This window comes from Nocardia sp. 2TAF39, assembly GCF_052114905.1.
GTDB lineage: Bacteria > Actinomycetota > Actinomycetes > Mycobacteriales > Mycobacteriaceae > Nocardia.
Map to the genome: position 1 here is coordinate 1 of NZ_JBFRFQ010000024.1, position 12,589 is coordinate 12,589.

The 12,589-nt window shown below is 65.0% G+C and carries 13 protein-coding genes; 6 read left to right on the forward strand and 7 right to left on the reverse strand.

From position 1 onward, the window contains the following. On the forward strand, positions 1-119 hold a 119-nt coding region (locus AB4Z47_RS16835), incomplete at its 5' end, for an integrase core domain-containing protein (RefSeq protein ID WP_441951937.1). A gap of 27 nt (positions 120-146) precedes the next feature. Here the strand turns inward: AB4Z47_RS16835 and AB4Z47_RS16840 are convergent. Continuing rightward, entirely contained in the window at positions 147-503 is a 357-nt protein-coding gene (locus AB4Z47_RS16840) for a hypothetical protein (protein WP_441951799.1), read from the reverse strand. Between the two features lie 244 nt (positions 504-747). Further along, positions 748-1,611, reverse strand: coding sequence for a LysR family transcriptional regulator (locus AB4Z47_RS16845; RefSeq protein WP_441951802.1), 864 nt, complete (start codon positions 1,609-1,611; stop codon positions 748-750). Between the two features lie 81 nt (positions 1,612-1,692). Between AB4Z47_RS16845 and AB4Z47_RS16850 the strand changes: the two genes are divergently transcribed. Further along, a complete protein-coding gene (locus AB4Z47_RS16850; protein ID WP_441951803.1) occupies positions 1,693-2,418 on the forward strand; it encodes an SDR family oxidoreductase in 726 nt (241 codons plus the stop codon). A gap of 733 nt (positions 2,419-3,151) precedes the next feature. Next, positions 3,152-3,664, forward strand: coding sequence for a hypothetical protein (locus AB4Z47_RS16855; RefSeq protein WP_441951804.1), 513 nt, complete (start codon positions 3,152-3,154; stop codon positions 3,662-3,664). A 45-nt stretch (positions 3,665-3,709) separates the two neighbouring features. On the opposite strand, the gene AB4Z47_RS16860 is transcribed toward AB4Z47_RS16855, so the two are convergent. The 4 genes from AB4Z47_RS16860 to AB4Z47_RS16875 are packed head-to-tail and all read right to left on the reverse strand — an operon-like array spanning position 3,710 to position 8,501. Then, positions 3,710-4,798 carry a hypothetical protein gene (locus AB4Z47_RS16860; RefSeq protein ID WP_441951805.1) on the reverse strand — a complete coding sequence of 363 codons (1,089 nt, stop codon included), beginning with the start codon at positions 4,796-4,798 and terminating at the stop codon, positions 3,710-3,712. Beyond that, positions 4,795-7,068, reverse strand: a complete 2,274-nt coding sequence (locus AB4Z47_RS16865) for a hypothetical protein (RefSeq protein WP_441951807.1) — start codon at positions 7,066-7,068, stop codon at positions 4,795-4,797. The genes AB4Z47_RS16860 and AB4Z47_RS16865 overlap by 4 nt, the downstream gene beginning before the upstream one ends. Next, positions 7,065-7,805: a hypothetical protein gene (locus tag AB4Z47_RS16870; protein WP_441951808.1), complete on the reverse strand. Its 741-nt coding sequence runs from the start codon at positions 7,803-7,805 to the stop codon at positions 7,065-7,067. The genes AB4Z47_RS16865 and AB4Z47_RS16870 overlap by 4 nt, the downstream gene beginning before the upstream one ends. Positions 7,806-7,856: 51 nt before the next feature. Continuing rightward, complete coding sequence (locus AB4Z47_RS16875; protein WP_441951810.1) at positions 7,857-8,501, reverse strand: Crp/Fnr family transcriptional regulator; 645 nt, start codon at positions 8,499-8,501, stop codon at positions 7,857-7,859. Between the two features lie 713 nt (positions 8,502-9,214). On the opposite strand from AB4Z47_RS16875, the gene AB4Z47_RS16880 reads away from it, so the two are divergent. Both AB4Z47_RS16880 and AB4Z47_RS16885 read left to right on the forward strand, forming a co-directional pair. Then, positions 9,215-9,403, forward strand: a complete 189-nt coding sequence (locus AB4Z47_RS16880) for a DUF2637 domain-containing protein (RefSeq protein WP_441951811.1) — start codon at positions 9,215-9,217, stop codon at positions 9,401-9,403. A 24-nt stretch (positions 9,404-9,427) separates the two neighbouring features. Further along, positions 9,428-9,871 carry a hypothetical protein gene (locus tag AB4Z47_RS16885; protein ID WP_441951812.1) on the forward strand — a complete coding sequence of 148 codons (444 nt, stop codon included), beginning with the start codon at positions 9,428-9,430 and terminating at the stop codon, positions 9,869-9,871. 215 nt (positions 9,872-10,086) lie between these two features. Here AB4Z47_RS16885 and AB4Z47_RS16890 read toward each other — a convergent pair whose 3' ends face one another. Then, complete coding sequence (locus AB4Z47_RS16890; protein WP_441951813.1) at positions 10,087-11,409, reverse strand: hypothetical protein; 1,323 nt, start codon at positions 11,407-11,409, stop codon at positions 10,087-10,089. Positions 11,410-11,592: 183 nt separating this feature from the next. On the opposite strand from AB4Z47_RS16890, the gene AB4Z47_RS16895 reads away from it, so the two are divergent. Further along, on the forward strand, positions 11,593-12,234 hold the full coding sequence (locus tag AB4Z47_RS16895; RefSeq protein WP_441951815.1) for a class I SAM-dependent methyltransferase: 642 nt from the start codon (positions 11,593-11,595) through the stop codon (positions 12,232-12,234). The last annotated feature ends 355 nt before the right edge of the window (positions 12,235-12,589 follow it).

A 12,589-nucleotide genomic window follows, 5' to 3' on the forward strand; every position in this document is an offset into this window, starting at 1 on the left:
TTGCTGCGGTTGGCAATTGGATCCACAAGTACAACCATGATCGACGGCACTCCGCCCTCGGGATGCTCAGCCCCCTACGCTACGAGCAGTCCCTGACAGACGCAGCAAAAGCTGCTTGAACCCCTGTCCACCATTCGGGGTAAACCTCATGTAGCGTCCTTGCCGGGGATCTGCTCGCTCGGATAAACACCGCGTTGCCAGGTCAGCAGGCTCAGGTGTTCGAAGATATCTCTGACCGGCCGGGTCGCGTCGTAGACGGCGGCGTCGAAGAGGCGTTCATCGATCATCCAGCCGAGCGCGGGCAGCGAGCGTCGGACGAAGCACTGTGGGTCGTCGGCGTCGCCGGTGAGTGCGAGCAGGTACAGCAGGCCGCCGTGTTGCTGGTAGAGCTCCTTGGACAGGCTGGGGACGCGGTCGGCGAGGCAGTGCCAGAAGTCGATCGGGTCGTAGTGCAGCGCACGGGCTTTGGTGGTGGGAAGCAGTTGGCCGCGGTGCTCACCCAACTGTCCGAGCGCCTCTACAGTCGTGGTCTGCGTACTCGCCCTACCGCTAGGTGCCCGGCGCAGCAGGTATCGATCAGCAAGCTGGCTCGGCTGCTGCGTGACCGCTACTACCTCGGCTACCTCCCCTATCGAGGTGAAGAGCTATCCGGCCGACACGAACGCGGCATTTCCGGATGTTTCCCGAGACTTCGGTGACGCGAGGCGGTCGCGTGGCCCAGGAACCACGATGTCGGAGCGGTATCGGCTAGAGGCGTATCGCGGTGCGAACGAGGTCGGCGACGGCTTTGGATCTGCTGTGTGGCGGCCAGGCGATGACGGTCGTGACAGCCGGTGCGTCAGGCGCCGGCACAATGGCGTGATCGTCACGCAGCTGGGTTCGGACCGACTCGGGCAGGACCGCGCAGGTCCGTCCGAGCGCGATCAGCTGGGACAGCTGGGTATGGTCGCGAACCTGCGGACCGGGGCCGTCCGGATAGCTCCCATCCCGTCGAGGCCAGCGCGGCAGGGGCAGGTCCGTCAGGGCGGAGACCTCGGCTATCGACATGTGGGACCGGTTGGCGAGGGGGTGCCCCGCGGGCAGGACCACGACCTGCTGTTCGGTGTACAGGTCCTCGGTGTCGAATCCGGCCGTCGTGTCGAAGGGTCGGTGGAGCAGAGCAACGTCGGCACGCCCGTCGCGCAGCAGTCCTTCCTGCTCTCCGGGCCCGCACAGCATCACCTCGACGGCGACAGCGCCCGGTTCGGCGGCGTAGGCGTCCAGCAGCTTCGACAACAGTTCGCTGGACGCTCCGGCCTTTGCGGCCAGCACCACACCGGGCCGGTCGGCAGCGGCGCGGCGAGTGCGGCGCTCCGCGGCTTCGACCGCGGCAAGCGCGGCCCGGGCCTCCCGCAGAAGCACCGATCCGGCCTCGGTCAAGGCGATTGCGCGAGCGGTGCGGTGGAGCAAAACCACTCCGAGCCGCCGTTCGAGCTGCTGGATCGCCCGCGATAGCGGTGGCTGCGCCATTGCGAGCCGCTGTGCCGCCCGCCCGAAGTGCAACTCCTCGGCGACGGCGACGAAGTATCGCAACTCCCGCGTCTCCACCATCTCATCGTATCCGGCGCTCACCGCGACCGATATCCGTGCGGTATGGCCGCCTACCCATTCGGTCTTGGACGCGCCACCCGAGTCCGAACCAGGATCGACGGTATGAGTGAACAGACGATCGTGCTGGTGACCGGTGCGAACAAAGGAATCGGATACGAGATCGCGGCGGGCCTGGGCGCCCTCGGCTGGCGAATCGGTGTGGGCGCGCGGGATCAGCAACGCCGCGACACCGCGGTGGAGAAGCTGCGCGCGGCCGGGACGGATGCGTTCGGCGTACCGCTCGACGTGACCGACGACGCGAGTGTGGCCGCCGCGGCCGAGCTGATCGCCGACCGTGCCGGAGGCCTCGATGTCCTTGTCAACAACGCCGCGATCACGGGCGGTATGCCGCAGACACCCACCACGGTCGGTCCCGCGACCGTGCGATCTGTCGTAGAAACCAACGTGATCGGGGTCATCCGCGTCACCAACGCGATGCTGCCCATGCTGCGCCGCTCGGCATCGCCGCGGATCGTGAACATGTCCAGCAGCGTCGGCTCCCTCACTCTGCAGACCACGCCCGGCACCGAAACGGGCCCGATTTCCGCTGCGTACTCGGTGTCGAAGACCTTTCTAAACGCCGTCACCGTCCAATACGTCAAGGAACTGAGCGACACCAACATCCTGATCAATGCCGGCTGTCCCGGTTTCACCGCCACCGACCTCAACGGCTTCCGCGGTGTCCGCACTCCCCAACAGGGCGCGGCGATCGCGATTCACCTGGCGACCCTGCCCAACGACGGACCGACCGGCGGATTCTTCGACGACGCTGGAACAGTGCCCTGGTGACTGGCTCGCCGGCGGATCCCGTGCGACCACGAGTGAACCCGGCGTATGGCAGGTCCGGGTTCACATCACCACGTGCCCCGAGAGGTGGTACTCGGCAAGGGCTCCCCGCGCGGGCAGGACAAACCGGCCAGCGCGGACGGCGAATACATCCTGTATTCGGCACGAGCGCTCACTCGTTCCAGCTATGGCCAGCGCACGTGCCACCGCCGACTTCCGCCATCGACAGCCACGAGCCCATCCGGAAGCTTGTGCACGATATGCCGCGGCTGTGCGCGCTGAAGCACGGAAGTGGTTCGGATAACTACCCGAACGCAGCAAAGCTGCAGGCCGCTGAACTGCAGCTTTGCCACTCTGTGGGCCTAACGCTTCACAACGCGAACACCCTGACGGCCGATGGCCCTGAGACTCGGATCAGACCGGTAGGCGTTCGGTAGGTAAAAACCACGGCGTGAACTGCTGAATTTCACTGAGTTGTCGGCGATCGGCGCTCCGCTGGTGCATTGGAGACCACCGCGCGCACCCTAGGCGTCGGCGGCAGCGCGGCAATAGATGACCGCGCAGCGGATCTCGTCGACCTTGGCGCGCAGAAATCGCGCACGAGCCGAAGGGCTGCTCCGGTATCGGCGACGTCGTCACCGACCAGGACCCGCGCCCGCCAGATCGACCTCCGAGTGTGCACTTGTACGTGGAAACCATTGTGTCGCACTGGTGTTCTGGTCATATGAAACCTGGCATGGTGAAGACGGCTCGCAGGAAACTCCGAATGGGGCGGCTCGGTCCAGCTGAGGATCTGTCCACGGGGCTTCGGACGGTGTCGGAGATCAATCGCGTCATCGCCGCAACCGATACGAAGGTCGGATTGCTGCTGACCGCGAACGGATTCGCGCTGACGGGGCTGATTGCGGCCTCCCGCATGCACACGACCGTGCTCACGTGCGTGGTGGCCGCCACCCTCGGGGTGTCGCTGCTGGTGTGCATGTTGTACTTGGCCGCCACCCTGCGGCCGAACCTGCGCGGCGCCGGGGCCGGGAACTGGTTCAGCTTCCCGACCTTTCCCACCGAGATCGACCGGCGTCCGAGCGTTGCGGTACTGGCCGATCACGCGTGGCGGGAGGCCGCGGTGCTCGCCGAGGTCGCCCGCGGCAAATATCGCAGGTTCGCGGTGGCTTTGCGGTGGAGTGCGGTGAGCCTGATCGCGTTCGTGGTCTGGTTCATCGTGTCGTCGCTGTCCGGTATCGGCGGATGACGGACCGACGGGGACGGGGATGCGTTGGCCCACTGTGGAATCAGGTCAGATGCCTTCGTCCTCGTCGTCTTCCTCGTCGTCGTCCGGCTCGGTGTCCAGAGCGCTTAGCGTTGCGGTGTCGGCGATGATCGATGACGCGCTCAGCTCTATGTGCGGCTTCGAGGCGGAATCTGCTACCGCAGTCAGCTTGGTGGCGCCGTCGATGAGCGCGTTGACTTTCGCCAGAAGCTGGTCGCCGTCCCGCTTGTTCAGCATGCCCTTGTCGAGCAACAGGGTGATGATCTCCCGCGCGCTCTGCTTGTTGATGTCGTGCTGGACGGCCAGCTGCTCGATCACATTACCGACATCGTCCCTGCGGGAAGCCAGCTGTAGCGCGAACATGCTGAGATCGCCGTCGCGCAGCGCTTGCAGATAGTGATCCATCCGGATCTGCTCGCGCTCGATGTAGTTCTGCCCCTTCAAGTTGGCGATCTCGTGCTCGAACTTGGCAGACTGCAGGTTCAGGCCGTGTCCGGCGTCGTTCTCCTCATGTTTGAGTTCCGTGTCGCGCAGCATGACGTTGTGCTCGGCGAGCCGACGTTCCTCGGCCCGCCGGTCCATGGTCCGGTGCCGGAGATGGCCGAGGGTTTCCGCATCCGGCCGCAGCTGCACCCGGCATTCCAGCAAGGTCAGTCCGTAGCCCAATTCGATGGGGTGGGAAGCGAAGAATGAATTCACATGCTGCTCGGCGTCGAGGAACTGGTCGACGTCGAACTTGCGGCCCATCGTCCGAAGGTGTTGTTCGACGATCGGACGGTAAACCAACTCCGCAGCCTGCACATTGTCCCGGATCGCCCGCACCGGATCGGTGATCCGCCAGGACAGGTGCGTCTGGACGACGAAGTTGAGCGCGTTCTCGGCGGTGGGTACCTCGACCTGGAATGACGCGTGATGGACCGCGACATTCACCCAGAACACCCCGGCGGGCCGGGTTCCGAATAGGGCAGCCGGTTTTCGTTCGATCGGCGCCAGGCGGCCGTTCCGGTCCAGCGAGATGGTCAGCCAATATCCGCCCGACTGCGGGCGGAATTGACGCCAGCTTTCGCCGGACATCGCCAGGTAGCGGACCAATATCTCCGGATGGTTCGTATTCATTCCGTTCTTTCCTTCGAATCGAGTTGTTTCGAGTCGAGTCGTCCCATCGAATCCAGGATCGTGAGCAGCTCCTGCACCGCGCGCCGGGGCCCCTTGGGTTCGGCGGCCCATTCCTTCAGGTGGTAGGGAAGAATCTCGTTGTCTTGCATGGTATTTCCGAGATCGAACAGGAAGCGCGCGAGTGGTTCGCGCAGATTCGGGTCCTTCTCGGCGATGCCGGCCCAGTCCTGGATCTCGGCATAGGTGTCGGGTGGATGGCCAGGACTTTCCATCAGGCGGGCGAACAGGGCGATGATGGCCTCACGACGTGTCCCGGTCAGGCACACTGCCACAGGCCACTCGAGTAGGCCCTGCTCGGTTCGTACGCGCCGGTAGCGGCTCAGGTCCAGCGCGCACCGTAATCCGGTGTCGCGCAATCGAGGACGGGCCGCGGGTCTGGTCCAGCGCAGCAGTTCACTCAGGATCCGGTCGGTGAGCCCGCCCGACCAGAACAGCTGGGCCATCGAGAACGATGCGGCCAGCCGGAGTGAGAACCGGGTGCTTCGCGCCGCGCGTCGCAGCCGTGGAATGGCAGTCTCGGGCATCGCCTGCCCGATCTCGCTGCCCAGTGTCCGCGCGGCGGTGACGCGCAATGCCAGCGGCTGGTCACGCTGCAACCAGGTGTCGAGCATTCGTGAAACGAGCGGAGCGAGATCGGAATACAGGAATGGGAACTGCAACGCGGCCATCGCGGCAGCCCGGTTGTAGCGTGTGCCGCTGCGCGCCCACGGTTCGATGACCTCCGTGCGCGCATGCTCGAACTCGAAGGTGGACAGCAGGCCGGCTGCCACTCCCGCGTGCACACAGACCCTGAGATCGGAGCTGCTCCCTAGTGTCCGCAGCCACTCGCGCACCAGCTCGTGGGCGGTGTGATACTCCTGCCATACCCGGTCGAGGACCTTGGGTGGGTAGCTGGGATCGGTGAATTCGACTACGTGGACCGGGATTTCACCATAGACGGTGTTCTCGGTCGACCGGTACGACCGCGCCCGCGCCGCGGCGATGAGTTCACTGTTGCGTAATCCGAACACCGGCCATGCGGGTGTTTCGTCGGGCTGCTCTTCGCTGGCGATGAACCGGGCCAGCGTGCGGGCCGCGTCGGACACGATGTACAGCGGCATTCCGTTGAAGACCGCCAGTGCGATCGTGAAGGCGCGGGCTTCCAGGCTGGGCTGTTCGTCGAACCACTGCCGGAAACCCGCACCGATCGCGGCGTCATGACGGTCGCGAACCTCGGTGATTTCGGTGCGTTCGTCGGCAACATCGGCCAGCTCGTCGCCCAGCTGCGCGAGAACGCGCGCGGCCGGGCGGTCCCGGGTGTATCTGTCCAGAAGTGAGCCCACTTCGGGCAGGTCGAATATGTCGGCCGGATCGCGGTCCAGACGGCACCGCACGTGGTTGCGGACCAACTCGGCTGTGTCTGCGGGATCGCCGGCGTCGAGGAGGAATTCGCCGAGGTCGGGCGGCAGAGCGGTGGCGTCGTCCAACAGGACGATCATCAGGCAGTTCTGCTCACTCAGTCTCCCGCTCAGCTGCTCGAGGTGGAACCGATGCAGGTGCACCGCCTGATCAGGACCGAACGACTCCATCAGATATCCGGTGTGCCGGGTGAATTCGATCTCCAGCGAGCGAAGCTCCACGTCGGGTTCGAGGGTGTACACACTCGTCGTGGACTCTTCGTCCAGCGCGCGCAGCGCTACCGTCGTGCGCCCCCAGCCCTGTGGTGCGCGCAGGAGCAGTAGTGACTGCGCGCCGAGCCTTCGACGGATATCCTGAAATGCCTTTGGTTCCACAAAGATTCGGCGGATCAACTCAAGCCGCTCGGTGGTCACCTCGCCGCGCGCCACGGTCCGGTGGTTCGTGGTGGTCCCGAGGTTGTCGCGGCCCACCTGGGTGCCGATCGTTGCGTCGCCGCCGATGAAGTTGGTGGCGTGGATGAACACATGCCGTGCTCCGGGCGGGATGCCGCGCATCGCGCCGACCGCGTCGTACATGCTCGCGGCTGTCGCGCAGGTCTCATCGAGCAGGTCGTCGTCGGTGGTCTGCTCGGGCTGTTGGGTCTGTTCGTCCTGCCTGTTCTTGTCGTCCTGCTCGGCGGTGTCGGGGTTCCGGCCGATGTCGGTGGCGGGTTCCAGGGTGTCGCCGCCACGTGGCTTGGCGTTGGAATTCTCGGCTTCCTTACCGTCGGTCCGACCATCCCCGGGCGGTGTTTCGGGATCGGCCTCGCTCATGATCGCCCGTTGATGTTGTCGCCACCCACCTGAGTGCCGATGATCGCATTGCCGCCGACGAAGTTCTTGGTGTGGATGGTGGCGTCATTCGGTCCCGAGCCGGGTGTGCCCGTTCCGTTGGTGGAGCCCTTCGCGGATCCTGCTGGGACGGGATCGGATTGGGGTAGCGGCGGCTCCGGATATCCCGGTATGCGAATCCAGATCCGCTGGTCGCCGGTTTTCGAATGCATTGTGACACTGCGATATTCATCCGGTGTCACCGTGTCCCGGTAGCTGTGCCGGACCAAGCCGCCGAAAACCGGGTCCGAGACCACGACGACCGCGTCCGCTCGGGGTGAGCGCTCGAGCGCCCTCTTGACCGCTTCCACGGAGTTCATCCGGAACGTCGCGGTGAGAGCGTCGCTGGACCAGCCTTTGTCGTCCCTGCCGACATAACCTTCGTGAACCGCGATCCGCACCCGCAGCCAGTTCATCGGACCCGCTGCACTGTTGTGTTCGCGCACGCCGGTCAGCATTGCGCCGACGACCCGGTCGAGGACGTCCAGAACCGGAATGCCGAGTATCAGCATGACTCCGTCACCGCGATCCTCCTGAGCCACAAGGGCTTCAGGGTGTGATAACGCGCCATCGACGATGCGGTAGAGCGTTGCGCGCATGGCCTCGCCCTGCACATTGGTCAAGGATTCGGAATTCTCGACGTCCACGACGAGAAAGGAGCGGTGCGTGGGTTCGGGCATGACTTCTCCTGGTTTGTGTGACGTCCCTGTAGATCTGGCGGTCCCCCAGGTCTATCGGTGGGGGTCGCGCGTGTCTGCGTCCGAATACACATTCGGCAGACCTTCGGCGACTTCGGCGAGCAGGTCGGGCCGCAGCAGTTCCACGCAACGGCGAGTTGTTCTGACCGCGCCGATCTCACGCAGGTGCTTGAATCCCTTGGCCACCGCCTCGCGGGACGCGTTGGCCGCGTTGGCCAATTCGGTCTGAGTCAGTGGCAGGGCGATGACCACCCGATCCGCGTCGGGGCGCCCGTATCGCCGGGCGTATTCGAGCAGCAGCCGGGCCAGCCGCTCGGTGACGGTGTATGCGCCGTAGTCCAGGCGCTGCACGTCGGCCTCGCGCAGCCGGGTCACCACGGTGCGCAACAGATCGAACGTCAGCGCGCCGTCGCTGATCAGCAATGCGCGAAAAGCTCTGCCCTGCACAACAGTTGCGATGACCGGTGATATCGCGGTGATGGTCGCCGAGCGTGCACCCGTATCGATCGCGGAGAGCTCTCCGAGCAACTCGCCGGGGCCGCGGATGCCCAGGACGACCTGTTTTCCGCTCGGTGCGGACGAGCTCACTTTCACCCGGCCCGACTCGATCACCAGAACGTGATCGGACATATCGCCTTCGTGTAGCAATACCGCACCGATCGGCCAGCGATGCCGCACACCGGCTTCCAGCAGTTCCGTGCTGTCGAACCGAGGTAGAGTGTCGAAATGCAGTGTTGTTCCCCCTCGTGAGCCACTGTGTTCTACGGTGGCGACTCCGCGACAGAATAATCGATCGGTCAGCGCGTGTCGCCCGACTGGTTTGAGGTGAAGAGAATTGCGGGTGTGGGCGGGGGAGTACAAGGCTGGGTCGGTCAGCCGTTCGTGAGGGAGCGGTCGGTCGGCAATCTGGTCGTTGTCACGCGAACGGGCACAGCTGGGCTCGTGTAGCTGTGTGAGACTGTCGTGGTGACGGAGATCGATGAAGCTGTCGCGAATCTGCTGCGGCGAGGGTTTCTACTCGAATATGTTCCGCTCGCACGGAATGTCGTGGTCATCGCTGTTGACTGGCACCCACATCGCACCATCGGCCGGGCGGGAGCACCGTGTCCGGGCACCTGTCGAGTACGGCAGCTCCGCCCAGCGCAGCACGGAAATGGTTCAGATAACTACGCAAACGTGACGAAATCGCAGGCCGCTGACCTGCGGCTTTGCCGTTCTGTGGGCCTAAGACTCCACAACCCGAACACCCTGACAGTGGAGGGTCCTGAGATCCGGGTCAAGCCCGTAGGTCCCCGACGCACGGTCTCCGGTGGTGAGCGGTGATGGCGACCAGCAACCAGGATCACCAGCGGCCCCGGCGGAACCGGGCGCTGTGGATACAGTGCGCATGCGTGACGCTGGTTTGCCTAGGTGCGGCCTACGCCCCCTACCGGCACGGGCGCGAGTTCGCGCACCGGTTCGGCGCGGACGACCTGACGGCGGGTATCTGGCCGCTGATCGTGGACGGCATGATGATGACGGCCACGGTCGAGTTGTGGCAGACCAGCAAGCGACGGACCGGCGGCCGGTGGTCGGCGTGACTGGCGTTCCTGTCCGGGATCACCTTGTCCCTGTGCGCCAATATCGCCGCCGCGCCCGAGTTGAACGTGTTCGCGGTGGCTGCGTGCCCGCCCCTGGCGTTACTGCTGTCGGTCGAGCTGCTCAACCACGCGCTCAAGCAACACCGTGCCGAGACGGGCCGCGAGCCCGTAGACGAGACCACCGAGACCGAATGGCCGCCCCGTCTCGTAGTCGTCTCGGGTGGTTCTCGGCACGAGACGTCGACGGCCGAACAGAAGATGTGGGCGCACTACTGCGCCGAGCGAGCCGAGGGCCGGACACCAACTGGTGCGAAGCTGGATCGAATCGCCGGAACGAACAACTATGGGCGGCGCGTACTGCGGCGGCGGTGGCGTGAGTCGGGCCGAATCACCGGTGCCGGTCTACCGCCCAGCCGGGTGCGGTCGGCCCCGAACGCTCACGGATCGAGTGAGCTGTTGGCACGATGAGACTATGAGCGGCGGAGTTCTCTATGACGGCTGGTGTGGTGAGCCCGTCGCCTGGGCGCGGGCGGTACGAGCGGCTGGTTTTGATCGCGGAACTGGGCGCCGTCTGATCGCGAAACTTGACCTCACCTGTGGGACAGGGATGTTTGTGGTCATGAATTTCGACACCGCTTCCAGGGTTGCGGTTCAGGACGAGCGTGCTTCACCGCGGAGGTGTGTCAGCGCCGCTGCATGATTCGAGTCGTGGCGGCTCGACGGTTGGTGTCTTCCTCGGTCAGGTCGTCAGCGATCCGACCGATTCGCTCACGGACCTCGGGAATCAACATGTTCGCGTGGGCGATGGCGATTGCCCGCGTCTCGGACTCGCAGTCGTCGAGGCATTCAACTGCCCGCTCGTCGGCGAAATCCGCTGCAAGGCAGCTCAACGCCGCGGCGCACCGTTCGCGGAGACGCGAGTAGACGGTGTTATCGAAGATCTCTTCGACAGTCGCGATACCAGCGAAGTGGCCCAGGCGGGCGAGCCCGTCGACAAGGTCGCACTGCTCATAGATGTAACCGTTGCCACGGGCAACTGCTTCCACTAGAAGCTCGCGCAGCCAAGGAGCGTCAGACGTTTCGGCGATGTCAGCGATCAGAGACAACGCCACGGACCCGGCGTAGCCGTCGAGGGCGGTGTTCGCCCTGGCCCAAGCCAGTGCTCGAGGTGAGCGTAATTTGCCAAGGCATCTGCGCACCGCGATCCGCACGCGGTGGTTCTCACTCTGGAGCATGCCCGAGGCGATGCCTAAAAGCGTTGTCTCCCAGCACTCGTCGGTCAGCTCGGGCCCCGATATCGAAGTGATGAGGCCCGATTCGATTGCCGCTCGCAGCACCAGTTCGCGTTGTGCCGCGGACCGCGTGGCGCGATCGAACTTCGGTCGGCTGCCTGCCGACCGAGACCCTGCGGCCGCTGCGGCGACCCGCTCGATGCGCGCGCTAGCCCGCCGCCAGTCCGGCCAAGGTGGTGCGGACAAATTTCCGAGCCAACCGATGGTGGACCGCAGCTGTTCGTCGTCGGCGACCTCCAGCACGTCATCGAGTAACCCCTCGGCTTCGGGGTGGCCGGTGAACGGAATCAAGGAGCCGAGCACTTGTACGAGGTCCCGCCCCGAGCGCAGGGAGTGCCGCAGTTCGGTGACGCTGCCACCGACACCGCGATGGGCAAGCCGCTCGAAAACGCCTGTAGCGAGCCAGGTGTCGGAGTCTCCGCTCGCGTCCAGCGGTCCCGCAAATGCCGCGCGCAACCGAGAAAGATCGACCCCCAAGTCGACGACCAGAGTCGCGTATAGCCAACTGCGTTCCTCGACCTGGTGGTCCCATCGAGGGTCGTGAACGATGCAGTCGACCACAAAGTCGCCCGCCATCGCCCGCTCCGCATGCGCCGCGCCGTAGCAAGCTCCTCGCCCACGCTGGATCATCCCGAGCAACGTGCTCGGCTCCGCCCACGACGATTCAGCGGCCCCCGGGTCGTCCGTATCATCATCACGCCCGAGCACCGGCATGACGCGACCATAGACCCGCCGATCCCGAAGAGCCACCCGATTTATCGGTCCACCGTTCATACGGCACGGCTCCTCCCACCTGGCTCAGTGGCCTCCGTCGACAATTGGTGTCGAAATTCGCGATCAACTGACGCCAGATTTCGCGACCAAAGCCAGAGCGGCGTTGCCGGGTAGAGTCTGGCCGTGCTCGATTGGGATCACAACACCTATTACCACCGACTGCTGCTCCGCCGGATGCCACAGCACTGCCGACGGGTGCTGGATGTCGGCTGTGGTGCCGGGGCGTTCGCGGCTCGACTTGCCCAACGGGCTGAACAGGTCGACGCCGTCGATCGCTCCGCGGAGATGATCGAGGAGGCGAAGCGCCGCACCCCCAACAACGTGAACTGCGTTCTCGCTGATGTGCTGACCGACTCGCTGCCGGGCAAGGACTACGACGCGGTCTTCTCGATCACTGCACTGCACCACATGCCGTTGCAGGATGCACTGGCGGTACTCGCGGCTGCACTGCGGCCCGGCGGTGTCCTTGCTGCCATTGCCCTGCCTCGACCGGACCTGCGCCGGGAACTGCCTGTTGAGATCGTCGCGGCAGTTGGTTCCCGCCTGCTTGGCGTGGTGTTCCTGGCGAGAAAGTCGCTGGGAAGCAAAAGCGGGTTCGCGAAGGACTCCACCGGCTCGACCATGCCCGTCGTCATGGATCCGCCGCTGACCACCCGAGAGGTCGCCCACCGGGCCGCCGCGGTACTGCCTGGCGTGCAGGTGCGACGACTCCTGTTCTGGCGTTACCTTCTGGTCTGGCAGAAGCCGACCACCCCAGGCATGTGACAAGCGGGCATTCCGGCCATCTACCTGCTGGGTACTGGGCGGCATTCTGCTGTTGATCGCCGGCACCATCGGCCTGGCCAGTAGCGCGAACTCCGGCACCGGGTCGCCTACCAACCTGACACCAGCCGCGAGGAATGTCCGTGACACTCAAGGCACTTGGGTTTCTCCGCAAAGATCAATCAACCGACCTCGAGCGGACGCGGCGACGATTCGCGGGCTGGCCGATCGGGTCGATCAACCTTCGTCGAGATGCTCACGCCCGGTGATTGAGCGTTATCGGAGGCCGGGGTGAACTGCGCTCGGCGCTGGTCGTGTGGACCAGGACCATGCGGTCGTCGAACAGGTAGAACGACGC